This is a genomic window from Acetobacterium tundrae (assembly GCF_008086615.1).
In the GTDB taxonomy this organism is placed as follows: Bacteria; Bacillota; Clostridia; order Eubacteriales; family Eubacteriaceae; genus Acetobacterium; species Acetobacterium tundrae.
This window is the reverse complement of sequence record NZ_RXYB01000011.1, coordinates 24,726-50,291: the sequence shown is the minus strand read 5'-3', so window position 1 is coordinate 50,291 and position 25,566 is coordinate 24,726. Positions and strand designations below refer to the sequence as shown.

General features: G+C 40.9%; 22 protein-coding genes. 20 read left to right on the top strand and 2 right to left on the bottom strand.

Going from position 1 to position 25,566, the window contains the following annotated elements; all coding sequences use genetic code 11:
- Positions 1-6: 6 nt before the first annotated feature.
- The 12 genes from FZC40_RS10075 (at position 7) to FZC40_RS10025 (ending at position 12,827) form a co-directional block, all read left to right on the top strand.
- On the top strand, positions 7-693 hold the full coding sequence (locus FZC40_RS10075) for a response regulator transcription factor (RefSeq protein ID WP_148603912.1): 687 nt from the start codon (positions 7-9) through the stop codon (positions 691-693).
- Positions 680-1,669, top strand: a complete 990-nt coding sequence (locus FZC40_RS10070) for a sensor histidine kinase (protein WP_148603910.1) — start codon at positions 680-682, stop codon at positions 1,667-1,669. The genes FZC40_RS10075 and FZC40_RS10070 overlap by 14 nt, the downstream gene beginning before the upstream one ends.
- A gap of 82 nt (positions 1,670-1,751) precedes the next feature.
- Positions 1,752-2,435, top strand: a complete 684-nt coding sequence (locus FZC40_RS10065; RefSeq protein WP_148603908.1) for an ABC transporter ATP-binding protein — start codon at positions 1,752-1,754, stop codon at positions 2,433-2,435.
- The gene (locus FZC40_RS10060; RefSeq protein ID WP_148603905.1) at positions 2,432-5,014 is read left to right on the top strand and encodes an ABC transporter permease; all 2,583 of its coding nucleotides are present in this window, start codon (positions 2,432-2,434) and stop codon (positions 5,012-5,014) included. The genes FZC40_RS10065 and FZC40_RS10060 overlap by 4 nt, the downstream gene beginning before the upstream one ends.
- Positions 5,015-6,102: 1,088 nt before the next feature.
- Positions 6,103-7,230: a FecCD family ABC transporter permease gene (locus FZC40_RS10055; protein ID WP_148603902.1), complete on the top strand. Its 1,128-nt coding sequence runs from the start codon at positions 6,103-6,105 to the stop codon at positions 7,228-7,230.
- Positions 7,227-8,015 (top strand): ABC transporter ATP-binding protein, encoded by a 789-nt coding sequence (locus FZC40_RS10050; protein WP_148604016.1) that lies wholly within the window; start codon positions 7,227-7,229, stop codon positions 8,013-8,015. Before FZC40_RS10055 ends, FZC40_RS10050 begins: the two co-directional genes overlap by 4 nt.
- A gap of 85 nt (positions 8,016-8,100) precedes the next feature.
- Complete coding sequence (locus FZC40_RS10045; RefSeq protein ID WP_186843788.1) at positions 8,101-9,156, top strand: ABC transporter substrate-binding protein; 1,056 nt, start codon at positions 8,101-8,103, stop codon at positions 9,154-9,156.
- Position 9,157: 1 nt separating this feature from the next.
- Positions 9,158-9,796: a class I SAM-dependent methyltransferase gene (locus FZC40_RS10040; protein ID WP_186843787.1), complete on the top strand. Its 639-nt coding sequence runs from the start codon at positions 9,158-9,160 to the stop codon at positions 9,794-9,796.
- 182 nt (positions 9,797-9,978) lie between these two features.
- Positions 9,979-10,113 carry a hypothetical protein gene (locus FZC40_RS17575; RefSeq protein WP_279233330.1) on the top strand — a complete coding sequence of 45 codons (135 nt, stop codon included), beginning with the start codon at positions 9,979-9,981 and terminating at the stop codon, positions 10,111-10,113.
- Positions 10,110-11,318, top strand: coding sequence for a molybdopterin molybdotransferase MoeA (locus tag FZC40_RS10035; protein WP_186843786.1), 1,209 nt, complete (start codon positions 10,110-10,112; stop codon positions 11,316-11,318). Before FZC40_RS17575 ends, FZC40_RS10035 begins: the two co-directional genes overlap by 4 nt.
- 17 nt (positions 11,319-11,335) lie before the next feature.
- Entirely contained in the window at positions 11,336-11,632 is a 297-nt protein-coding gene (locus tag FZC40_RS10030; RefSeq protein ID WP_148603894.1) for a hypothetical protein, read from the top strand.
- Positions 11,633-12,200: 568 nt separating this feature from the next.
- Positions 12,201-12,827, top strand: a complete 627-nt coding sequence (locus FZC40_RS10025; RefSeq protein ID WP_148603891.1) for a 50S ribosomal protein L25 — start codon at positions 12,201-12,203, stop codon at positions 12,825-12,827.
- Positions 12,828-13,079: 252 nt separating this feature from the next.
- Here the strand turns inward: FZC40_RS10025 and FZC40_RS10020 are convergent, their stop codons facing one another.
- Positions 13,080-14,525 (bottom strand): MFS transporter, encoded by a 1,446-nt coding sequence (locus FZC40_RS10020; RefSeq protein WP_148603889.1) that lies wholly within the window; start codon positions 14,523-14,525, stop codon positions 13,080-13,082.
- A complete protein-coding gene (locus FZC40_RS10015; RefSeq protein ID WP_170253926.1) occupies positions 14,522-14,941 on the bottom strand; it encodes a MerR family transcriptional regulator in 420 nt (139 codons plus the stop codon). The genes FZC40_RS10020 and FZC40_RS10015 overlap by 4 nt, the downstream gene beginning before the upstream one ends.
- Before the next feature lie 530 nt (positions 14,942-15,471).
- Between FZC40_RS10015 and FZC40_RS10010 the strand changes: the two genes are divergently transcribed.
- From FZC40_RS10010 to kdpC, 8 genes are all read left to right on the top strand, one after another.
- Positions 15,472-17,073 carry a glycosyltransferase family 39 protein gene (locus FZC40_RS10010; RefSeq protein WP_148603885.1) on the top strand — a complete coding sequence of 534 codons (1,602 nt, stop codon included), beginning with the start codon at positions 15,472-15,474 and terminating at the stop codon, positions 17,071-17,073.
- Positions 17,074-17,186: 113 nt separating this feature from the next.
- Positions 17,187-18,197, top strand: coding sequence for a glycosyltransferase family 2 protein (locus FZC40_RS10005; protein ID WP_148604013.1), 1,011 nt, complete (start codon positions 17,187-17,189; stop codon positions 18,195-18,197).
- Positions 18,198-18,253: 56 nt separating this feature from the next.
- Positions 18,254-20,446, top strand: a complete 2,193-nt coding sequence (locus FZC40_RS10000) for a glycosyltransferase family 39 protein (RefSeq protein ID WP_148603883.1) — start codon at positions 18,254-18,256, stop codon at positions 20,444-20,446.
- A gap of 221 nt (positions 20,447-20,667) precedes the next feature.
- Positions 20,668-21,057, top strand: coding sequence for a tetratricopeptide repeat protein (locus FZC40_RS09995; RefSeq protein ID WP_148603881.1), 390 nt, complete (start codon positions 20,668-20,670; stop codon positions 21,055-21,057).
- 6 nt (positions 21,058-21,063) lie between these two features.
- Positions 21,064-21,153: a K(+)-transporting ATPase subunit F gene (gene kdpF / locus FZC40_RS17775; protein WP_148567014.1), complete on the top strand. Its 90-nt coding sequence runs from the start codon at positions 21,064-21,066 to the stop codon at positions 21,151-21,153.
- A complete protein-coding gene (gene kdpA / locus FZC40_RS09985) occupies positions 21,150-22,838 on the top strand; it encodes a potassium-transporting ATPase subunit KdpA (RefSeq protein ID WP_148603879.1) in 1,689 nt (562 codons plus the stop codon). The genes kdpF and kdpA overlap by 4 nt, the downstream gene beginning before the upstream one ends.
- Before the next feature lie 10 nt (positions 22,839-22,848).
- Entirely contained in the window at positions 22,849-24,906 is a 2,058-nt protein-coding gene (kdpB, locus tag FZC40_RS09980; protein WP_148603877.1) for a potassium-transporting ATPase subunit KdpB, read from the top strand.
- Positions 24,907-24,920: 14 nt separating this feature from the next.
- A complete protein-coding gene (kdpC, locus tag FZC40_RS09975) occupies positions 24,921-25,481 on the top strand; it encodes a K(+)-transporting ATPase subunit C (protein WP_148604011.1) in 561 nt (186 codons plus the stop codon).
- Positions 25,482-25,566 lie beyond the last annotated feature (85 nt).

Sequence of the window (25,566 nt, the reverse complement as noted above, 5' to 3'; positions counted from 1 at the left end):
AGAAAAATGAAACGAATATTTTTGGTTGAGGACGATAAGTCAATCGCAAAAAATCTTATGCTTTTGCTCCGCTCGGAGGGATTTACAGTTACCCACGCCCCGACAAGGGGCGACGCCCTGGCGGTGCTTGCCGGGAATAAATTTGACTTGGCGCTTGTTGATATTTCGTTGCCGGACGGTAATGGCTTTACGGTTTGCACGGAAATCAAAGAAACGCAAGATATTCCCGTTATTTTTCTGACGGCTTACGGCGATGAGGCAAGTGTTGTTACCGGGTTGAATATGGGTGCGGACGACTATATCACTAAGCCTTTTCGTCCGCGCGAACTGATTGCGCGAATTAGAACTGCCATGCGAAAAAGTGGGCGTTCTGGGTCGGCTTTTGAAATCCGCGGGCTTCATGTCGATACGACAAGCGGCGTTGTGAAAAAAAACGGCAACGAGGTTTTTCTTTCAGCATTAGAATACCGCTTGCTGCTAGTGTTTATTAGCAACCCCAAAATTATTATTACGAGGAGCAGGCTACTTGACGAATTGTGGGACGCGACGGGCGAGTTTGTCAATGACAATACATTGACCGTGTACGTCAAACGCTTGCGAGAGAAGATTGAGAACGACCCCGCAAGCCCGCAAATTATTCTGACCATTCGTGGGACGGGGTATCGATTGGGGGGCGAGGATGCTTCGGAATAGAGCGGTTCGACAATTTGCCATTTTGTTCTCCTTAATAGCTGTCACCGCTGTCATACTGGGATTTGTAATTAATACGGCGGCGGGAATCCTGGCCATCTTTTCTGCCGCTGCCTTTGGCACCGCGTTTTTCGCGTTTACCAAAGCCCGATACAAAAGCATTGCGCAGATTTCAGATCAAATCGATCGGGTGCTTCATAACGCTGACCATCTGTATATTGGTGAATCGGACGAGGGCGAACTTTCCATTTTGCAAAGTGAGATAAAAAAAATGACGCTGCGTATTCAGGAGCAAAATGACGCATTAAAAAAAGAAAAAGCACATCTCGCCGATTCGCTGGCTGACATCGCTCACCAGCTCCGCACTCCGCTGACATCCGTGAATCTGATTGTATCGTTGTTAGAGAAAAACCCTGATAAAAATGACCGGAAAGCATTGATGCGGGAAACAGAGGAATTGCTGATCCAAATGGATTGGCTGCTTACTTCCCTTTTGAAATTATCCCGCCTGGACGCGGGTATTGTGGTGTTCCAAAGCGAACAGATCGATGTCAACAACTTGATCGGTGCTGTGCTTCGCCCGTTTTTAATCCCCATGGAATTGCACACGATTGATTTACAAATAGATGCTCCGAAAGGGATAATGATTCAGGGCGACTTTGGTTGGCTTTCAGAAGCCATTCAAAACATCCTTAAAAATTGCATTGAAAGCGCTGGCGAGAACGGGAAGATTGAGATTGTCGGCACGGACAATCCACTGTTTACCGAGATTACCATCCACGATAGCGGTGCAGGCTTTGAAAAAGAAGATTTACCCTGCCTGTTCGACCGATTTTTTCGTGGGAAAAATCCCAACGCGACAGGATACGGGATTGGATTAGCACTCTGCAAGATGATTATCACCTGGCAGGGAGGGACGATTACCGCCAAAAATCACCCCCAGGGCGGCGCGATATTTGCCATCCGTTTCCCTAAGTGACGAATCTCTCACCTGAAAGTCACAGAGATGTAAGTTGAATGTTCTATTATATGGGTAAACCATGAGAAAGGAGACTCACATAATGGAGTTTTTAAAAATTGAAAATCTATGCAAGGTCTACGGTAAGGACGAAAACCAAGTTACCGCGCTTGACCATGTTTCACTTACAATTGAAAAGGGGGAATTTACAGCAATCATCGGTTCATCAGGCTCCGGAAAATCCACATTGCTTCACATCATCGGTGGTGTGGATGTGCCGACAAGCGGAAAGGTATATTTGGATGGGCAGGATGTCTATGCCCAAAACAATGAAAAACTCGCCATCTTCCGGCGACGCCAGGTCGGACTGATTTATCAGTTTCACAACCTTATTCCCACTCTGAATGTGGTGGAAAACATCAGCTTGCCGATCCTGATGGATAAGCGCAAGGTCAACGAGGAACGGCTTGATGACTTACTCAAACTGCTTGGGCTAAATGATCGCAAAACGCATTTACCCAATCAGCTTTCTGGCGGTCAGCAACAACGGGTTTCGATCGGACGCGCTTTGATGAACGCCCCGGCGGTCATGCTTGCCGACGAACCAACGGGCAGTTTGGACAGCCGCAATGGACATGAAATTATCAATCTGCTGAAATTAAGCAATCAAAAATATCGACAGACCCTGCTGCTCGTCACCCATGACGAAAATATCGCCCTGCAGGCAGACCGCATTATCGGCATATCAGACGGCAAAGTCGTGCGAGACGAACGAGTGCGCTCATGAACATTTTCAACAAAGTTACCCTGCAAAGCTTGAAAAAAAGCCGTACCCGAACGATTGTCACGATTGTCGGAGTTGTTCTGTCCGCCGCCATGATCACGGCCGTCGCTACCTTTGGCGTTTCCCTGCTGAACTATCTGGCCAACGGCGCGGCCCAGAAATACGGCGATTGGCACGTTGAGTTTTTGGACGTCCCTGCTTCTTTCGTCCAGGAACGAAGCCACGACGAGGGCGTCGCTAACACCACGGCATTTGAGAATGTCGGTTACGCAACACTTGACGGCGGTAAAAACCCCGACAAACCCTATCTTTTTATCGCTGGTTTAAACGATGAAGCCTTTGATACCTTGTCCATCAACCTGATTTCCGGGAGGCTGCCTGAAAACAGCGGAGAGATTCTTGTTTCGGGGAGCGTCGCCGCCAATGGCGGTGTTAAATTCGCGGTGGGTGACACGCTTTCACTTGCTGTCGGCAGCCGCATCAGTGGCAACGAGACGCTCGGTCAACACGATCCTTACACTTCCGGGGGTGAAACACTGGTGCCAAAAGATGAGCGAACTTACACGGTTGTCGGTATCTGCCAAAGACCCGGCTTTGAAGAGTCGACCGCACCGGGATATACCTTAATAACGAAAGCCGATGCCCAAAATCAAGCGGACAGCTTCAGCCTCTTTGTCACGCTGACAAACCCGCGTGGGGTTCACGCTTACGCCAACAGCACAGCAGGAAACTATAGCTATGTTTTCAACGATAATGTGCTGCGCTTCATGGGTCTTTCAGACGATAACGTGTTCAACATGTTTTTGTATGCGGTTGGCGGCATTTTGGTTGCCATCATCATGATCGGCTCGATTTTTCTAATTTATAACGCCTTTAACATCTCGCTGAATGAACGCACCCGGCAGTTCGGAATTCTTTCATCGGTGGGCGCCACCGCAAAGCAACTGCGAAATTCGGTGCTGTTTGAGGGGCTTTGTATTGGTGCGGTCGGCATCCCGATTGGGGTTATGGTCGGCATCGCCAGTATCAGCCTGGTGATTTCCGTTGTCGCCGGAAATTTCGGAAACGTCATGTACAGTAACGTTCCTTTAACCCTGACCGTGTCCATACCCGTCATTGTCATTGCAGCGGCGGTTAGCATGGTTACGATTCTGATTTCGGCCTATATCCCAGCTAGGAAGGCCGCAAACACGCCAGTAATGGAGAGTATTCGCCAGACCAACGAAATCAAGGTCGAATCCAAAGCCGTGAAAACATCAAAACTGGCCCAGCGACTTTACGGTTTGGAGGGAACCCTGGCGCAAAAGAATTTTAAACGAAACAAGAAAGGCTATCGCAGCATCGTGCTCTCACTGGGTTTAAGCGTCGTGTTGTTTATCTCAGCTAGTGCTTTTGTAACGGATATGAAACAGGCGGCGGAGCGTTCAGTAGAGGTTACGAGCTATGACATCGGTTTTGCCACCCAGAACATGGATGATAGTGAAATGTTGCCGCTTTACGACAAACTAAAAACCGCCGACGGCGTTTACGAAAGCGCGTATCAATCGCTGATGAAGTATTCATGCGTTGCTAAAGCCAGCGATCTTTCCAATGATTACTGGCAAAATATTGGTTCCCATGCGCCGGATGAAACGGTTAATCTGCCTATGGACATCCAGTTTCTTGATGACAGTACCTATCTGAATATATTAAACGGCTTGGGCTTGCCTGCTGAAGAATATACTGGACCAAATGCGAAACTGATCGCCGTTGCCAAAGTGGAAGGCCAGGCCAATCAGAAGGCGGAGGTTGACCAGCTTAGTGATCTGTTCACGCGTTCTTCTCTGAATCTTACCATTGCTCCCGAAACAAATGGCGAGCCAATAACAGAATCGGGGCAAAACATCAGCGTGACCTTTGTCGAGACCGTACCCCCAGATACACTGCCGGTCCCGGGAAACTCCGGGTCGAATAATCCGTTCTTTTTTAGAGTGATGGCTCCCTATTCGCTCAAAGAGAAGTTTGAAACTACCGATACTCAGGTGGCTGTTAAGGGCTTGACCTTTCGGTCAAAGAATCCTACCCAGTCGACGGCTGAAATGGAAACGATGATTCAGGGCGCGGGAATTACTGCCGATTACAACCTGTACAATACGTATAAAATGCTTGACGAGAGCCGCAATTACATCTTTATTGCCAACGTGTTCGCTTATACTTTTATCATTATGATTTCGCTGATTGCGGTTGCCAATGTGTTCAACACGATTTCTACCAATATCAAGCTGCGCCGGCGGGAGCTTGCGATGCTCCGCTCGGTGGGGATGTCCGACCGCGATTTCCAAAAGATGATGAATTTCGAGTGTGTCTTTTATGGCCTGAGGGCGCTGCTCTTCGGGCTTCCCATCGCGGCAATCGCTTCCTGGCTGATTTACAAAGGGATGGTCCTCGGCGGGACAGACAATATCGATTTTGTGTTCCCGTGGGGCAGTATGGCAATCAGCGTATTCAGCGTGCTCTTTGTGGTGTTCATTACAATGCTGTATTCCGTTAGCAAGATAAAAAAGGAAAATATCATCGATGCGCTTCGAGATGACATGATGTGATTCAAAACCGATATTAACTTGATAGAAAATCAAAAAATATCGGTGTGATTGGGTTCAAGTGATTCGCAATCGTTCCGAAAGGCGAATTAATTTCGGACCATGCCTATTTACTGCCCCAGCTGCCGTTCCCGTCTTCTCCGTTCATCAGCCATAGTTTGTGGAGCAATCCGCAAACATGATGAACGGGATTTAAAATGTCAGAACCGGTTAGTTTCGGTATAGTCGAAGATAATCATAGCTGTTCCAAACACCGTAATTTGCATTTTCCTCATCTTCCCGTATTAATTCATAGATTTGCGCCAAAAGATTTGTATGCTTATCCGGTTTATTGCTAAACCGTAGATATTTGTAATAAACTGATTTGCTAACACCCAACGTACGACAAAGGCGGGCAACAGGCCAACGGCTCCGGCGGCTTATAGGCTATCCACAGGTTCTTTGCTATTTCTTTCGGCGCTTTACAAAAAAAACCAAGTGCATCTTGGAGGATCTCTATTTCTTCTTTGGCTTCCCGTAGTTCCTTTTCGAGTTCTTTTAAACGAGTTGGATCGGTTATTGGGATATTTTTAGGCTCATGACAAAAACCAGGTTGGCCTTTTTTAGCTTTGCTAATCTAAGTGTATAACGTATCGAGTTTAATTTCTAGTCGATCGGTGGCAGCTTGATTGCCGATTTAATTTGCCAGTTTTAACGCTTCAAAAAGTTCTTCTGCACTGGATGCTTTTTCATAAGTTTCCAGTCTTTTTTCTTTCTATTTCACCTCATTTCCTTGCAATTCGGGACTGCATTTTATGATATCACTCCACATCCTCAATATTCAATGAAGAAATATAGCGATTATTTTGTTATATAATATGACGCGAACATAACGAAACAGTAAAAATCATGTTATATTATAATAATAATGACATTAACGTTATAATATGATATAATACCGTACATATTCATTCGTACGAATAATAAAATAAGATAGCTTTTTATTACTGTTATTTGCAGAAATTCAATTTTATATGAGTTAAATGTATAAACAAGGAACGTTTAATCGCAGCATATAGCATAAGAAAGTTTATGGCAGAAGGGGCAAATCCATGGAAAGTACTGAAAAACCAGATATAAAAACAACACCCGCTGTTTACGCGAAACTGAACGTGATTGATTCGTATGAAGAAGAGAGAGACGATGAAGAGGAGGAAGAAAAAAGGGATAAAACCAAAATCATTATTCTTGTTAGTCTCCTCATCCTTATAGTTGTATTCTTTGTTTCATTTGTATTGGGGCGGTATTCAGTTTCAATTAAACAAGTGGGATATATTTTTGCGGCAAAGCTATTCAATTTGCCACAAACATGGACAATAGAGCAAGAAATCGTTGTATTTCAGATCAGACTGCCGAGGATCCTTTCCGCAATTTTGATTGGCGCGGCGCTTTCTATTTCCGGTGCCGCTTACCAAGGGATTTTTAAGAACCCAATGGTTTCACCGGATATTCTTGGCGCCTCGGCAGGAGCTGGTTTTGGAGCTGCAGTCGCAATTCTGCTTGACTACAATGTTTTTGGAATACAATTATTCGCATTTGTATTTGGACTAATGGCGGTTGGCTTGGCATATTTAATCAGCAGTATCGTCGGACGTGGTAATAGTTCAATACTTCTTCTTGTATTAACGGGCATGGTGGTGTCGGCGCTTTTTCAGGCTTTAATTTCCGTGACCAAATATGCCGCCGATCCTAATGACAAGCTTCCGGCCATTACCTTTTGGCTTATGGGGGGACTTTCCTCTATAACATATAATGATATTGCGATGTTTCTAGTCCCGTTTATTATTGGCGCTGTTCCGATAATACTATTGAAGTGGAGGCTCAATGTTCTTTCCTTCAGTGAAGAAGAAGCCAAGGCCTTGGGTATAAATACTAAAAAACTCAGACTGGTTATTATCTTTTGTGCGACCCTTCTAGCGGCTGGCTCGGTAGCTCTCGCTGGGATTATCGGGTGGGTTGGTCTGATTATCCCGCACTTAGCGCGAATACTTGTTGGGCCCAATCATAAGGACTTAATCCCAGCTTCTCTCATTATGGGTGCCACTTATCTGCTGTTTGTTGATGACATTGCACGGGCAGCTTTGTCTATGGAAATTCCCATTGGCATTCTTACAGCTATAATTGGGGCTCCGTTCTTTCTTTTCATGTTACTAAAAGGAAAAAAGGGGGCATGGTTATAAAACTCGAAATTAGAAATATCACCTGCGGATATGGGTCAACAAATATCCTGCATCATATTTCCCTGATTATTGAAACAGGGCAGATTATGTGCCTGCTTGGGCCCAACGGTGTTGGGAAAACCACTCTGTTCAAATCGATTCTGGGATCTATTAATCCGGTTGAAGGAAGTGTTTTGCTGGACGGCAAAGATGTGAGCAGACTAACCAACAAGTACCGTGCCCAGGTAATTGCCTATGTGCCTCAGGCACACACTCCTGCTTTCCCTTTTAAAGTGTTTGACGTGGTGGTAATGGGAAGAACGGCTCACATAGGCATATTTGCCTCACCTTCGAAAATTGATTTGGAAATTTCCAAGGACGCCCTGGCCGATTTACATATCAGCCATTTAAAGAATAAAATCTATACAGAAATCAGCGGAGGAGAAAGACAGCTTGTGCTTATTGCCCGTGCTCTCGCTCAACAGCCGAAGCTATTAATTATGGATGAGCCGACATCTAATTTGGATTTTGGCAATCAGGTACGAGTTCTGGAGGAGGTGCAAAAACTTTCAGGAAAAGGAATCGGCGTACTGATGACTTCGCATTTTCCTGACCATGCTTTTTTATGTTCCACACAAGTGGGGTTAATGCACCGAAATGGAGACATCATTATCGGCGAAGTTGATGATGTGGTCACGGAGGAAAACCTCAGATTAGCTTATGGTGTTGAGGTGAAAATCACAAGCGTTCAGAGAGAAGACGGACAGCGGATTAAAACCTGTGTGCCGATGCTGTCATTGTCTTGAACTTCAAAATTACGTAAAACATACAAAATAATAAGGACAACAAATTTAAACTATGTATTGCAAAGCAGAAAGGAATGAAATGAAAATGAAAAAAAGATTATTATTGATTCTTATTGTGATTTTACTGGCCATGACTATTGCAGGGTGTTCGACTGCCAGTAAGCAGGACAACCAATCAGCTCAGGAGAAGACCATCACCGATATGGATGGGAATGCTGTCCAATTGCCGGCGAAAGTTGAAAAAATTGGAACATCCTGGCCTGGATTCATAAATACGCTCTGTGTCGCTGGTGGCGCTGATAAAATTGTAGCTTCTTCAGATCAGATAAAAAATTATCCGTGGGCATTAAAAATATTCCCTAATCTTAGCAGCGTTAATTATCCATTCAGCACGGCGGGCACTAGCATTGAAGAGTTGATAAAGAATAAGCCAGATGTCGTCTTTTTAAGATCAGGCGATGATATTGACAAAATCAAAGAGGCCGGCATTCCGGTTGTCATGATTGACTATAAAAACAACAGCATAAATGATATGGTTGACGCAGTCACTCTGGTCGGAAGCATATTAGGTGATAGTGAAACAAAGCAAGCTGCAAAATACAAGGATTTTGTGACGAAAAATGTCGATAAGATTAATTCGGTTACAAGTAAAGTGTCAGATGCCCAAAAGCCAAAGGTACTGGCTCTTTCAGTTACTGGGTCTAAGCTTTCAACGTGGGGTAGCAATATAATCCAAAATGAAGAGATAAAGATAGCAGGAGGGGTCAATGTCGCTGAAAATGATATCAGCGGTTCCAAAGAAGTCTCGATGGAGCAGGTGTTGCAATGGAATCCTGATGACATATTCTTAGTTGGAAATTTAACTGACCGAACGAATTTGCTTAATGACTCCAAGTTCTCGCAGCTGAGCGCGGTTATAAACGGAAAGGTATTTGTAGTTCCGAAAGGTGTGTTTGTGTGGTCGAATTTAGGTTCTGAAACAGCCCTGTATCTTCCCTGGATGGCCAAGAACCTATACCCTGATCAATTGAAAGATCTGGACATTTCAGCTCAGACAAAAGATTTCTACAAAACCTTTTTTAATTACAATTTGAGCGATGATGAACTGACCAGAATATTGAATGCACAGGATCCACAGTAACATGGATATGAAGAGAGTTATTTCAATAGAAGACTATCATTGGCGTGCAAATAATGTTTATACGCCTGTGTACCCATTTCTATCAAAAAAAATAATTGAAGGATTCGGCATTGTCGAAGGCATATGCCTTGATGTCGGTTGTTGCGGTGGGTATTTTGGCATCTCAATGGCGACGCTGACAAACCTGAAAATTATTTTGATGGATATAGATGATACAGCATTGAAGATTGCCAGGGCCAAGGTATCGGAGAATAATCTGGGTGATAGAATACAGGTTACGTTCGGTGATGTTCATGAAATACCTTTGCTCGACAGCTCTGTCAATATGGTAATAAGCAGAAGTTCGCTTCAATTCTGGGACGATTATACTAAGGCATTTGGCGAGATATTCAGGGTGCTTGTTCCGGGTGGAGCGGCGTATATAGGCAGCGGCTTTGGCAATATAGAAATTAAAACAGAAGTTGGCAAAACGATGAGAGAAATCGATCCATTATGGGGGATTGCTAAGGATAGTAATAAACCGGAAGATCGGGTTATTAAACTCGAAGAGGCTATGGACAAAAACGGCATTTGTCAATATGAAATCATCAATGATGACGGAGGTGTATGGCTGGCCTTAAGAAAACCATCAATAAAATAACAAATTAAAATTTTATGACTGCTATGAATTATGAGCAACTGTATCCTATTAAAAGGCTGTAAAGAGCCTCCTATAATACGCTATAATATCACAGGAGGTTATATTTGAGTTAGTATCGGTCAACATAAAAAAGGAGGACTTGTCTGGAAAGCCAACGTAAAGTGCAATGTGTGAAATTTGTCATGGAAAAATTATGGATGGCAGGGACATTATCAAAGATAGAAAGGTATTATGTGAAGCTTGTGACAATGACGCATATTATCGTCGATTTAAAGAAAGAGGAAAGAAGAGAAGAATATGGAGGAAAAATGGTATGAATTCATCAATAAAGGAAAAATATGCAACTAAAGCAGAGGCTTTGCAAATATTATTTAAAAAATGCTGTCCGGAGAAGCAGGTTGAAATGGTTCCACTATCCGAGGCTATTAACAGAGTGCTGGCGAAAACCTTGGAGTCATGCAATACTTTGCCGGTTGTCAGAGCATCAATGATGGATGGTATAGCGGTTTCTTCAGAACTTTTCAAAGACAGCATGCCTGACGCAACTGGTTGGGAAGCAGGAAGAGAATATTCCAGAGTGGATACTGGCGACGATTTTGATGACAAATATGACGCAGTGATTGCGATCGAAAAGGTTTTAATTGATGAAGACGACAGACTTCAGTTTAGAGAGGAATTAAGTGTAAAACCGGGGGATTGTGTAAAAAAAAGCGGTAGTACAATTAAAAAAGGGGATTACATCATATCTGCAGGAGTGCCGATTCGTCCATCTGATTTGGCGGCTTTGGCGTTAGGCGGAATTGCGAAAGTGCCCGTTTACAAAAAACCGGTGGTGGTTTTCATTCCAACCGGAAGTGAACTGGTTCTGGCTGGGAAAACACCTCAAAGAGGTGAAAATATTGATTCTAATAGTATGATGGCAAAACACATGCTTCTTGAGATGGGGGCGGAACCTGTTTGCTATCCGATTGTAAAGGACGATCCTAAAGAGATCAAAATAGCTTTGGAAAAAGCACTGGAACAGGGAGATATCGTCATAATGAACGGTGGTTCATCTAAGGGAGCTGAGGATTTCACATCGAAAGCAATCAATAAAAATGGTGCAGCTTTTCTGCATGGGGTAGCAGCAGGTCCGGGAAGACCAATGAGCATGGCGGTTATAAATGGAAAACCAGTCATTAATCTGCCGGGACCTGTTGCTGCTGCCTATTATGGATTAGAATGGTGCATCAGGGCATTGGTTAATCAGTATCTGGGTTTGCCTATGATTAAACGTCAAAGAGTTACGGCGATCCTTACCGAGGATATGCAGTGTCCCAAATTTATTTCGTTTTTGTGCAAAGTAAATGTACAAAAAACAGCGGCTGGTATATATACCGCGACGCCTATTCCGTTCAAAGTTGCCAGTATTGGCATGTGTCTGAGTACAAATGGTCAATTTATTTCGGAAATTGGAGAAGCTGTCTATAAAAAAGGGGATTCCATTGAGGTAGAACTCCTTCGCGGCGAAGAATTCATATAAAAAGTATGGTGAAAAATATGGATCAATACAAAGGTTATGACGAGATTGCGATGTTTGAAGAAATTATAAATAATGACACGTGGTGTAAAATTGAGAAAATCAATAAAGGTTGGTCTGACGATACTAAATATTATATTGAAACGACAGATAATCAAAAATTAGTATTGAGAACTTCCAATATCGGTAATTATAAACTAAAGAAAAGAGAATATCAGATCGTTTGTAAATATTCAAGTCTGGGATTTAAAATGTCAGAACCGGTTAGCTTTGGTGTTTGTAATAAAAATCAAAATGTTTATATATTATTGACCTAGGTTGAAGGAGAAGATTTAGAATTTGCATTACCTAAACTCGACCGGGATAAACAATATGTATTGGGTAGGGAAGCCGGGATAATTTTTTAAATAGGTAAAAACGAACCCAGATTAGAAGAATTAAAAATGAATTATGATCAAAATACCATAAAACAATAGTGCTTATTTGAGAATGTGAATAATTTCGAGTTTTCTTGTTTATACATCTTGAACCGATACGGTCCGCCTCCACCAAATTTATTAACAAAGCTCTGTAATACACTCTTAAGCGGTATTCGGTGCTTCTTTATTTGCCTGAAAAATATTTTGCCCAATATAACTTTTTTTATTGTTTAATCGCATTGAGCTTATCGATGTATCTTTTGGAATCCTTATAAGCAGATCAAGGTAAGTGTACTGTTGCATTTTTTTTTAAAAACTTGATATTAATTCATTTGCTTGGTATAATATAAAATATAATTGATAAACATTAAAAAAAATAATTCGCCAAGGTTTTAATTGAAATAGACCAAATAAAAACAATACGAATAATATTATATGAGCGTTTATCAAAAGAGGGGAAAATAATATGAATGAAAAAGTAACAATGGCAATTGAAAAAAGAGAAAATGGGAATGGCAGTGCCGGTAAAAAACTAAGAGCTATAGGTTATATCCCTGGCGCTATCAATAGAAAAGGTCTGGAATCAGTTTCAGTAAAAATAAAAAAAGATGAATTGATAAAAAACATATTTAAATATGGGAAGAACTATTTATTCACGCTCAATCTTGGGGGGCAAGAATCGTATTCGGCAATGATAAAAGAGATACAACATTCGCCAATCAAAAGAGAAATTTTAAATGTTGTTTTTCAGCAAGTGTCTGTTACTGAAAAAATTAAATTCAATCTTAATATTAAAATAGTTGGCAAAGAAGCAATAGAATTAAAAAGTCTTCATTTTGTGGAGCAAATGGATAAAATACTTGTGACAGGATTACCACAGGATATACCTGATTTCCTTGAAATCGATGTAACGGATCTTAATTTGAATGATAAAATATGTGTCGGCGATATTAAATTTCCAAAGGGAATTGAATCAGAAATTGAAGCTGATAAAATCGTATTAGTGATCACTGAAATGAGATTAGATGATACGATCATAGAAGATGTGTTAGATGATAAAATCTCAGAAGTCGTTCAGGAAGAAAACCTGTAAAGTTTATTGATTAGTGTGCAGGTCACAATATCAAAGAGTATGCTTTAGCCCTGATGGCGAAAATCTTCTTTGTAACATTTACATGTTTCTCAAAATCGGTGGTAAGCATAAAGATTGCGAAAAAATCGCTTAAAAACAGCCTTCTATGATAAAGTAAGTAATCATAGGAGGCTATTTTTATGGTTGAAATAGGGCTCGGTGTCAAATGGTGTTGGTAGTATAAGACAAGAAAAAAATTATTCAACTACTCTATTAAGCGGACTTTTCACAGGGGGTGTTCTTCCATTTAGGCGCGGGTCCCCTCATATAAGACAGGATGGCAGCCAAAATGCTGAATCCGAATGAAATGCCAAAAGCTAGCCGCAGTCCACCAATAAAACTATCCACTGTAATTCCCTGTGAGCCAACCTGTGTTCCGAAGAATAGCCCCTGCATGGCTTCAGGGGAGACACTTGAAGCAACGATTGCCATTGAAATTGCGATACTTAAAACATTTCCGGCGTTGTTGAACATGGTCCGAACGCCTGAGGCGATTCCTCTTTTATTTGGTGGAACGGCACTCATGATTGAATTGGAATTTGGTGAAAAGAACAGTCCCGAACCAAGTCCCATTATAAACATCCAGATGAGCAGCAAAATTGTAGGTGTGTTATCTGTAATCCACATAAGCCCAAAGAGCCCGATTGCCGAAATTATCAGGCCTAGGGAACTTAAAAAACGAGAGTCATATTTATCAGACAGGATACCACTGATGGGTGAAATGAGGAACATCGATAAGGCCATCGGTGTCAACAATATTCCTGCGGTCATCGGATCATCACCTTTTATTCCCTGAAAATAAAATATCATAAGAAAGGTAATAGCGCCTCTTGCGATTCCATTAAATAAATTACTTGCAAATGCAAAGGCTAATACTCGGGCTTTAAAAAGCTGCAAATCCAGCATTGGCTGAATCGTTCTATTTTCGATTAAGACAAAAACAATCATGGCTACAACGGCAATGACAAACATTGCGATTACTTCAAGGCTGAACCATCCGGAAAAACTGCCAATTGTCAGAGCCATGAGGAGTGAAAATATCCCGAGCGTAAATGTCAAAGTACCGGGCCAGTCAAACTTTTGCTTTTGGGTATAAGAATAGACTTCACGCAACTGAAAGGCAGCCCATAAGGTTCCAATGATCCCAACGGGAAGATTCATATAGAAAATACTCCGCCATCCAATACTGACAAGAAATCCTCCTAAAATTGTTCCGATAACGCTTCCTACACTGATAAACATCAGGTTAATTCCCAGTGCTTTTCCAAGCTCGTCCTTAGGAAAGGCATCAGCAATAATGGCTGTGCTGTTTGCTACTAAGAGTGCTCCGCCGACGCCCTGAATCAATCTGAAGATCAGCAGTTGAATGCCGGTGTTCGACCAAGCGCAAAACAACGACGCGATGGTGAATAAGGCAAATCCACCCACATAAAGTTTTTTTCTTCCAAACATATCGGCGACTCTTCCGATTGATGGCACCAGTATCGTCAGGACAAGCATATAGCCCATCAGGATCCACGTCAGAATACCCATTCCAGCGTTCAGCTCCTTCATGATATCAGGCAAAGCGACAATAAGAGTACTACCACTTAGAACGGAAAGCAATGCACCCATTGTAGTGCAGGAAAGTGCAATCCATTTATAATTTTCGTTTTTCATAACTGACATTCCTCCGGTTGTTTAGTTCTTTTTTCTAGTTCATTTAAATATTTATTACAGTTATTTTTGATGCGTTTAAGCACCGCATCTTTTTCATCCACCAAAATCATTAATTCTTTAATTTTATCTTCAGTTTCTTCGATCTGTCTAATATCTTTTGTATCGCCATCCAGAATTTCTAGGATGCTATTTTTCAGTCCCAGAAAATGTTGAATCTGTTCAAAATTCATGCCTAGTTTGATTCGTAATTCTTTTATTTCTTTAATAATTTCAATATCCGACTGTGTATATAAACGGTAACCGGCCTCCGTTCGCATCGGTTTTAACAGTTCCATTTCCTCATAGTATCGGATGGTTCTTTTGGTGATTCCGGTTGATTTGGCAACTTCATCGATTTGGTAATAATTTATGTTCATCTGTATACCTCTGAAAAGAATTTTACCATACCTTAACATTAACGTCAATGTTATAGTTGAAACATGCAATCGTTATAAAAAAAAAGAAAAGCAAAGGTTTTATGGTGTATTGTCTTTCGAAATACCCCTGGAAAAATTGAATATGTTGGATTTTCCTTCTATGATTATTATGAATCCTTTAAAACTATCATCATTTATCAGGATCGAAATTTTTGTCAGATCTAACTGAATTATACTGCCTCAATTTTACAGAGTCCATTTTGTTAGGCAGGTTTTTGAGCAATTTAAATCCTACCCATTCACAAAAAATTCACATTGCGTTCACCTATTTACTACAAATAAAGAGTAAGATTACAACAGTGTGAATTGGAGATGATGTAATGAAAATATGTTGAAAATGAATATTTAAGTTGCAAAAGTTTGATGGTCCCACCTTCCATTTTTTTGAGATAAGATTTATATAATAATTGGATGATGTGACTGAATTTATCCATATCTTTTAAATATAGAAAAGTGAGGAAGAACAAGGAATGAAAATAGTCAAAAATAATTTACTGAAAATATGTTTGATTTTCATGATGTTTTTAGCAGGCGCAGTCTGTGTCTATTCCGTTGTCGTTTACAGTGGAACCACCACTGAGATGATGGGGAACACTGAGCAAATTAACACACAGCGTTCCAATTCGACTGATCAGTCAACGCAGCAATCTGCGGGGAATAATCTACAGACACAAACACAGCGTAAGGACCTAACTTCGGGAAATCAGTCAACAGTTCAATCGCAAAATCAAAATACTCATACCGGTACACAAAACGCAAACATTCAGTATGCGCCCTTGCTGGTCATTTATGCACTGATCTTTTTAGGTTTGTTTATCTGGGCCTATTTTGCGAGGAGAAGAATAAAGACACTATCTGATGACGGTAAAAATGATAAAATAATAATCGTAACGTTGCTCATTGTTGCCCTTTTAATGAGAATTTCTTTGTCGACGGTTATTCAGGGTTATTCAGGAGATATCAGTCTCTTTAAAAGTTGGGCGACGGCGGCAGCAAAAGATTTTTCAAATTTATATGCAAGTTCAAACAATATTGATTACCCTCCATTATATATTTATATTTTAGCTATTATTGGCAAACTGGCAAACATTGGAATATTCAGTAAATACTATATTCTGCTGCTTAAGCTTCCTTCCATTTTGGCTGATGTTGGAACCGCACTGATTTTATATAAATTAAGTAAAAAACGATTTTCCATGCAAATTAGTCTTTTACTGGCGGCGTTTTATGCGTTTAATCCAGCCACTTTTCTAAATTCAGCGCTTTGGGGACAAGTTGATTCATTATTCACCCTCTTGGTTGTGCTGTCTTTTTATTTCCTTTCAGAGAAGAAAATAACTATTTCAGCCATCTTTTTTGCTTTAAGTATTTTGATGAAGCCACAGGGAATTATTTTTGCTCCTGTTTTATTATATGAACTTGTGCGTGAAAGAAGCCCTAAAAATTTCATAAAAGCAGCATTAGCCGGCTTGGTTACGGTTTTTGTGATAATTCTACCTTTTTCTTATCAACATGGCTTCTCATGGATTTTCGAGTTATATTCAGGGACAATAGCAAAATATCCGTATGCCTCGATGAATGCTTTTAATTTTTTCAGCTTAATCGGCGGGAATATGACCAATTACAATAATACGTTACTACTGTTCAGTTACCACACCTGGGGGATGATCTTTATTGTCCTTGTTTCAGCCTTATCGTGGTTTTTATACGGAAAAGGAAAAAATAGTTCCTATGCTTTTTCCGCTGGACTGATACAAATTGTTGGTGTCTTTATTTTCTCTGTGGGAATGCATGAACGTTATTTATTCCCGGCCATGGCGATAGCACTTTTTGCGTTCGTCTATTTAAAGGATAGAAGATTTCTTCTGCTGGCAGGTGGATTTAGTATTTCTTGTTTTGTAAATACGTACTGTGTTTTATTATATGGTCTACAAGGAGGCATGGGATCCGTTACCGATAATAGTTCTCTGATTGCTGGTATTACAGCACTTTTCAATCTGTTGCTATTTGCGTATCTGGTAAAAGTTGCTTGGGATAATGCGCTGAGTGGGACAGTTTACAGTCTTGAATAATACCGAATATTCGAGAAAATTCACAGAAAATCGATTAGTTTTAGGCCAACCATTTATAAAAAAATTAAAAAAATACGATTCATCCAGAACGAGGTGATGATATGAAAAATAATATGATCTACGTAGTAGAAGACGATCTTAATGATCAGATTGATAATGATGATGTAAAAAATCAAGTAATTTACTCAATTGTAGTTCCTTTATTTAATGAGGAGCTGGTAATAACGGAAAGCTACAATCGGTTAAAGGCTATCATGGACAGTACCAATGAAAATTACGAAATAGTCTTTGTCAATGATGGCAGCAAAGATAAAACGGAATCGATTGTGCGTGAAATTTGCAACCGGGATGAAAAAATCAAGCTGGTCAATTTTTCGCGAAACTTTGGTCATCAACCCGCGATTACGGCGGGGATGATCGAAGCCTGCGGGGAGGCCGTGGTGGTGATTGATGCCGATTTGCAGGATCCCCCGGAAATAATTCTGGAAATGATCAAAAAATGGCGGGAAGGATTTGATGTTGTCTATGGCAAAAGAACGAAAAGAGAGGGCGAAACCTTCTTTAAGAAATTGACATCCAAAGTTTTTTATCGCACGTTCAACAAACTGACTAATATTGACATTCCCAGTGATACCGGCGATTTTCGATTGATTGACAGAAAAGTATGTGATACGCTCAATACCCTGCCGGAAAAGAACCGTTATGTCCGGGGATTAATCAGTTGGTTGGGTTTTAAACAGACTTCCGTAGAATTTGTTCGACAGGAGCGATTTGCCGGCAAGACAAAATATCCGTTAAAAAAGATGATCAAACTGGCTTTAGATGGCATTACTTCATTTTCATATAAGCCAATGACTTTTTTTGGTTATTTCGGAGGCGCACTGTTTTTAATCGGATTTATTTCTTTTGTGGTCGATCTAATGAGGGATGAACTCGGCAATTTGAGCGTCATGAGTCTTTCTCTGTTTTTAATCATCATGATGATGATGTTCGGTATCACATTCATTGCCATTGGCATTATGGGGCAATATATTTGCCGGATTTTAGATGAAAGCAAAAATAGACCGAATTACATCATCAGCGATGTCATTCACTATAATAAAAAAAATAGCAAAGATAAATAGTCGTTCATTTTAATGTGTTTAGAAGTATGTTATAAAATATTTGTTAGGGGAATAGAATGAAAAAAATAGAACTTACTAGAGAAAAGATAATCCTTTTACTGATTATGATGATGTCAGCATTCTTGAATTTTGGAAATTTAGGTATCCAGGGCTATGGAAACGCCTATTACGCAGCCGGTGTGAAGAGTATGACAATGAGTTGGAGTAATTTCTTCTTCGTTGCGTTTGATCCGTCCGGATTCGTAACGATTGATAAGCCGCCACTGGGATTTTGGATACAGGCGCTTTCCGCAAAGATTTTCGGCTACAGCGGGGTAAGTATTCTGTTGCCGGAGGCATTGGCCGGCGTGATATCCGTCTATATTCTGTATCGCTTGGTCAAGAAATCTTACGGTAGTACCGCTGCTTTGATTTCAGCATTTTGTATGGCCACAACACCGATTTTTGTTGCGGTCAGCAAAAACAATACAATTGACGGTATTTTGGTTCTGACGTTGCTGCTTGCCTGCCTGGCTTTACACAAGGCTGTAGAAAGCGGGAAATTAAGACATGTGATCCTATGTTTAGCGATTGTGGGCATTGGTTTCAATGTAAAAATGCTCCAAGCTTATATGATCCTGCCGGCGATCTACATCACTTATTTTTTTGTTTCAACGATTCCCATTAAAAAAAGAATCCTACAGTTGGTTGCCGGAACGTTGATATTGGTAGTGGTCTCACTTTCATGGGCTACCATCGTTGATTTGGTTCCAGCCGCGGATCGTCCATTTGTCGGCAGCAGTACCAATAACAGCGAATTGGAACTGATCTTTGGTCATAATGGGGTGGAACGTTTAACCAGTACCAGCGGCAGTGGAATGGGTACCCGTGGTGGCGGAATGGGCACATCCGGTGATGGCCAATCGCGAGAAAATGCATCAGGTGGAGATACGAATCAGGCTTCAACATCTCAAGCGGTGCAAGATTCATCCGAAACTGGTCAAGATATACCGAGTAACGTTGGATATGGTGATATGAGCGATGCTCCCGGCGGGATGGAAAACGGTCAAAATGGCAATACGCGTGGCGGAGGTATGTTTGGCGGATCAGAACCGGCCAGCATTTTGAGATTATTCTCAAGTAATAGCTTAACTGACCAAATCATTTGGCTATTCCCCTTTGCTGTGATCGGATTAATTGCAGCCTTCCTGAATGAAAAGAAAAAAGCTTCATCATTTGATGTGAAGAAAAAACAGGGACTGCTGTTATGGGGAATGTGGTTGGTACCAGTGTTTCTGTATTTCAGCTTTACAACGGGACTGTTCCATCCTTATTATCTGATTATGTTAGCCCCGCCGATTGCGGCGCTTACCGGTATCGGAATGGTATCGATGTGGGAACTGTATCAAAAAGGAGGCTGGAAAGCCTGGATTCTGCCAGCAGCTCTGATTGTGGATGCAGCAGTAGAATTACTGGTTTTATCCTATTACTACACGACTTCAGGTCTTACCCTGTATTTGATGATTGCAACAGGTGCTTTGTGTTTTGTGGGAGCTCTGATGCTGGGCATTCTAAACGTCATAAAAGACAAAGAAAATCCATCGGAAAGAAAGAAAAAACTCAAGCTAATTTTCGCAGGCGTGGGATTGCTTGGGTTAGTTATAGCACCGACCGTTTGGTCTGGTACAACTCTTTTCTATGCGGAATCAAGCTCAATGCCATCGGCTGGGCTGGAGCTTGCGAGTTCAAACGATAAGGGTGGAAATAATGGCGGAATGTCTAGCACGGAAAACACGGATAAGTTGGTGAGCTATTTAAAAGCGCATACGACCAATGAAAAATATCTACTGGCAGTTTCATCTGCAAATGGGTATGCTTCGGACATCATTATAAAATATGGTGAACCTGTTATGTCTTTTGGTGGATTTTCAGGATCAGACAACATCTTGACTCTAAATGAATTTAAGCAAATGGTTGCTGATGGCGAAATTCGCTATGCAATGATTAATGGCGGCGGAGGAGCCGGCGGCATTAATGAAATTGGTGACGATGGAGAAACCGTTGGTACCAATGAATTTAGTGGCACTGAGGCAACCGGTAGCAACAATGAAATCACTGCATGGATCAAGGCAAACGGCAAGACCATTTCTGAAAGCGAGTGGTCCGAAACAGCTTCGTCAACTTCAACGGTATCAACAGCAACATCTCAAAATGCTGATAAAGGGATGCTGGGCGGTAATTCAGAACAATTATATGATTTAAAACAATAATAAAAAAAAATCAAGATAAATACAACACAGAAAACGGCTAAATATTTCAATTTAGCTGTTTTTTTGTGTTCCAGGATATCTGGCAAAAGTCCTGGGGATGGAAGGAAAGATTGAATTCTTAATAGAATCTTTATCTTTCAGCATGTTTTTGATATAACAAATTTATTGAGAAATAACTATAATAAAGGTACAAAGAAATAACTTTTGTTAGGGAGGAAAAAATGTCTAATTGTCAAAATGCTTTTGAAGAATATATTGATTTAGCAAAAAACGCCTTAAAATTGGGGAATTTTGTGCTGGCGGAAGAAAGAATTAAGAATGCGATGTATGAAAATCCGCATTCTCCATGTGTTCATAACCTATACGGTATTTTAGAGGAACTGTTAAAGGAGGATAATTTGGCCCATAAACATTATCGGGTTGCCAATGTTTTGGATCCAACATATAAACCCGCATACAGAAATTTGGAAAGAATATCGTCTTTTGAAGGTCGACCCACGAATAAACCTATTGATTTTGGGGATGAACCAGAGAAAGAAGACGATGATTTATATGTTGTCGAATATGACAAGAATCACGTTGGTCATTTGCAAAAAAAGGAAGGGAAGTGACAATAAATGGGAGTTGTTTTAATCATTTCAGGATTTGTAGCACTGGCTTTGTTGGTATATCTTGTTTATGTGTTATTTAATGGTGAAAAATTATGAGCTCTATTGTGATTGAGGATGGTTTATTTTTAATAGTATTAGTGGCTCTTTCATTTCCTCTTGGTCATTACATTTATAAGGTAATGACTGGTCAAACGGTATTTCTATCTCGTGTCATTGTTCCTGTTGAAAGAAGTATTTATAAGTTAATGGGAATGAATGATGAAGATGAAATGAGTCCGCGAAAATATGCTTTTTCGGTAGTAATATTTAGTTTTATCGGACTCATCTTCGTTTTTGGAATTCAAATGTTTCAAAGTAGTTTGCCCTTTAACCCAGAGAATTTTCAAGCACCTAGTTGGGATTTGGCGTTTAATACAGCGGCAAGTTTTGTTACAAATACAAACTGGCAGGCCTATTCAGGAGAGCTTAGTCTATCATATTTTACTCAAGCAGTGGGGCTAGGCGTTCAGAACTTTTTAACAGCAGCAACAGGGATTGCCGTTTTGTTTGCCTTAACAAGAGGTTTCATAGCAACAAAAAAAACAACAATTGGAAGCTTTTGGAAAGATTTAATAAGAACAACGTTGTATGTGCTCATTCCATTGTCACTGATACTTGCGATTATTCTTGTTTCACAAGGTGTTGTCCAAACACTTGCACCTTATAAAGAAATTGTAACACTTCAAGGTGGATCAGCTCAGACAGTACCTTTAGGACCGGCTGCAAGCCAGATTGCAATTAAACAGCTTGGTACAAATGGCGGCGGATTCTTTGGACTTAACTCAGCGTTTCCTCTCGAAAATCCTACAGCATTGTCTAATTTTCTGCAGCTTTTATCAATTCTATTGATTCCGGCAGCCCTTTGCATTTCTTTTGGAAAAGCAGTAAAGGACAGTAAACAAGGAAGATCAATTTATGCAGCTATGCTAATTCTGTTTGTGGTGGCACTTGCAGTTTTAACATATAGTGAGCAATATCTAGCACCTGTTTTTCAAGGCGTCATGGCTTCAGGTAATATGGAAGGTAAAGAAATCATTCATGGTGTTGGAACATCAGCTCTATGGGGAGCAGCAACAACAGCAGCTTCTAACGGTTCGGTAAATGCGATGCTTGATAGTTTCACGCCATTAGGTGGGATGATTCTCATGTTCTTAATGCAGCTTGGCGAAGTTGTTTTTGGTGGTGTTGGTAGTGGATTATACGGGATGATTGCGTTTGTGATCCTAACTGTGTTTATCGCCGGGCTGATGGTAGGAAGAACGCCTGAGTATTTAGGGAAAAAAATTGAAGCGTTTGATATGAAAATGGTATGTCTAATTGTTCTTGTTCCCCCGCTTTTAACCTTGTTTGGAACAGCAACTGCGGTTCTCATGCCCCAGGCGAGCACATGGTTAACAAACTCGGGAGCACATGGGTTTTCAGAATTACTCTATGCATTTACATCAATGGGAGCTAATAACGGAAGTGCCTTTGGCGGTTTTACGGCAAATACGATATTCACAAATGTGATTGGCGGGATAATGATGCTGTTTGTACGTTTTATCCCGTTAGTTGCAGTTGTGTTTCTCGCTGGGAATTTATCAAATAAGAAAATTGTTGCTGCAAGCGATGGAACCCTTTCAACAAGCAATGCGTTATTTGTAGGACTGCTTATTGTTATTGTGCTATTAATCGGAGCACTCAGCTTTTTGCCTGCTTTAGCATTAGGGCCAATTGCAGATTTCTTTACAACGATCAAGTGAGGTGATATTAGTGAAAGATAAAGATTTAAATAAGAATATTTTCAAAGATGCAATAAGGCAGTCTTTTGCAAAATTGACACCGCGAATTCAGATTAAAAATCCGGTTATGTTAGTCGTTTATATTGGAGCGATTTTTACAACCATTCTATTTTTTATAAGTTTCGCAGGAATAAAGGATGAGAATTCAGGTTATACTTTGGCAATTGCTCTTATTCTTTGGTTTACGGTTCTTTTTGCAAATTTCGCTGAGGCCATCGCAGAGGGCCGAGGCCGGGCACAGGCAGACAGTTTACGCAGTGCCAGAAAAGATGTAAAAGCCAAAAAACTGAAATCAGCATCTAATTTTGAAGACTATACCGAAGTACTGTCAAATCTCTTGAAAAAGGGCGACATTGTTTATGTTAAATCTGGAGAACAGATACCCATGGATGGTGATGTGATTGATGGCGCTGCATCAGTCGATGAAAGTGCCATAACAGGGGAATCCGCGCCGGTAATTCGAGAATCAGGCGGGGATAGAAGTGCTGTTACAGGAGGAACTACCCTTTTGTCCGACTGGCTTGTCGTTCAGGTAACAGCGGAAGCGGGAGAAAGCTTTCTCGATAAGATGATTGCAATGGTAGAAGGCGCTTCTCGAAAAAAAACACCAAACGAAATAGCGCTTCAAATACTTCTGGTAACACTTACCATTATTTTCCTGGTGGTTACAGCAACCTTGTTGCCGTTTTCAAATTTCGTAAGCAGTCAGGTCGGTCAAGGGTCGGCAATTTCTATCACCAATGTAATCGCATTATTAGTATGTTTGGCTCCCACAACAATAGGAGCACTTCTTTCATCAATTGGGATTGCTGGGATGAGTCGGCTTAATCAAGCCAATGTATTGGCAATGAGTGGCAGAGCGATTGAAGCCGCAGGTGATGTGGATGTCCTTTTATTAGATAAAACAGGAACCATTACCCTTGGGAACCGACAAGCTAGTGTTTTTATTCCAGTAAATGGGGTGACGGAAAAGGATCTTGCCGATGCTGCTCAGCTTTCTTCACTTGCTGATGAAACAGCTGAAGGCAGAAGTATTGTCGTTCTTGCTAAAGAACGTTTTGGAATAAGAGGACGTGATCTTACCAAGCTAGGTGCAACCTTTGTGGAATTTACGGCAAAAACGAGAATGAGCGGGATTGATTACCAAGGGAACGAGATTCGAAAAGGTGCGGCAGAAGCAGTGAAAAACTTCGTTCTAGACAAAGGTGGGGATTATCCGGAGGAATGCAACCAAATTGTAAAGCAAGTGGCAAGTGATGGCGGAACACCTCTTGTCGTTGTAAAAAACAACATCATATTAGGCGTGATTTATCTCAAAGATATTGTTAAGAACGGTGTTAAAGAACGTTTTGAAGACTTGCGAAAAATGGGCATCAAGACCATTATGATCACTGGTGACAATCCTATGACAGCGGCTGCCATCGCAGCCGAAGCAGGAGTAGATGACTTTTTGGCAGAAGCAACGCCAGAAGCTAAGCTGATACTAATTCGTGATTACCAATCCAAAGGACATCTTGTCGCGATGACTGGCGATGGAACCAATGATGCGCCGGCCCTTGCCCAGGCAGATGTGGCAGTGGCAATGAACACTGGGACGCAGGCAGCCAAGGAAGCAGGAAATATGGTTGACCTGGATTCAAGCCCAACTAAACTCATTGATATTGTAAGAATAGGAAAGCAGTTATTGATGACAAGAGGCGCACTAACAACATTTAGTGTAGCAAATGATGTGGCAAAATATTTTGCCATTATTCCAGTTCTGTTTTTTGGTATTTATCCACAATTAATGGCACTTAACTTTATGGGACTAACCAGTACAAAAAGTGCTATTTTATCAGCCATTATCTACAATGCCTTAATAATCATTGCGTTGATTCCTTTGGCTCTGAAGGGTGTGAAATATCATGAAATGCCAGCTGGCAAACTATTAAAAAGAAATATGCTAATTTATGGTTTAGGTGGGATTGTAGCACCTTTTGTGGCAATTAAACTGATTGATGTATTGCTGACCGTAAGCGGTTTGGTATGAGGTGAAATGATATGATGAAAAGAATTGGAAAAGATTTACGACCAGTGTTGGTGTGTTTCATTGTTATGACGTTACTTTGTGGTGTTATTTATCCGATTTTTGTGACAGGTATTGCACAAATTGTATTTCCAAATCAGTCAAATGGTAGCATTATTACGATAACACAAGAAAATGGCACAAAAATAGATGTTGGGTCTGCATTACTTGGGCAGGAATTTACCAATCCGGAATATTTAATTGGCAGACCGATGGGTGCATCTAATTTATCACCAACCAGTGAAGAACAAAATACTCTGGTGCAGGAACGTGTGGCAGGGTGGCATGCCCTCGATCAGAATAATATTGGAGATATTCCCATGGACCTGGTAACAGCATCTGCAAGCGGAGTTGATCCTAATATTTCTCCTGAAGCAGCTGAATATCAGGTGGCGCGTATTGCAAGTGCGAGAGGAATCGATGAGGCTGCTGTTAGATCAGTCATAGACAAATATACTTCTGAGAGATTCCTTGGATTTTGGGGCGAATCTGGAGTTAATGTATTAAAAGTGAATTTAGCACTGGATGGATTAATATAATAAAAAGAAAATCGATGCCAAAAATAATGAAGATCAAGTAAAATAAAAAACATAAAAAGCGACTAAATGCTATTATTTAGTCGCT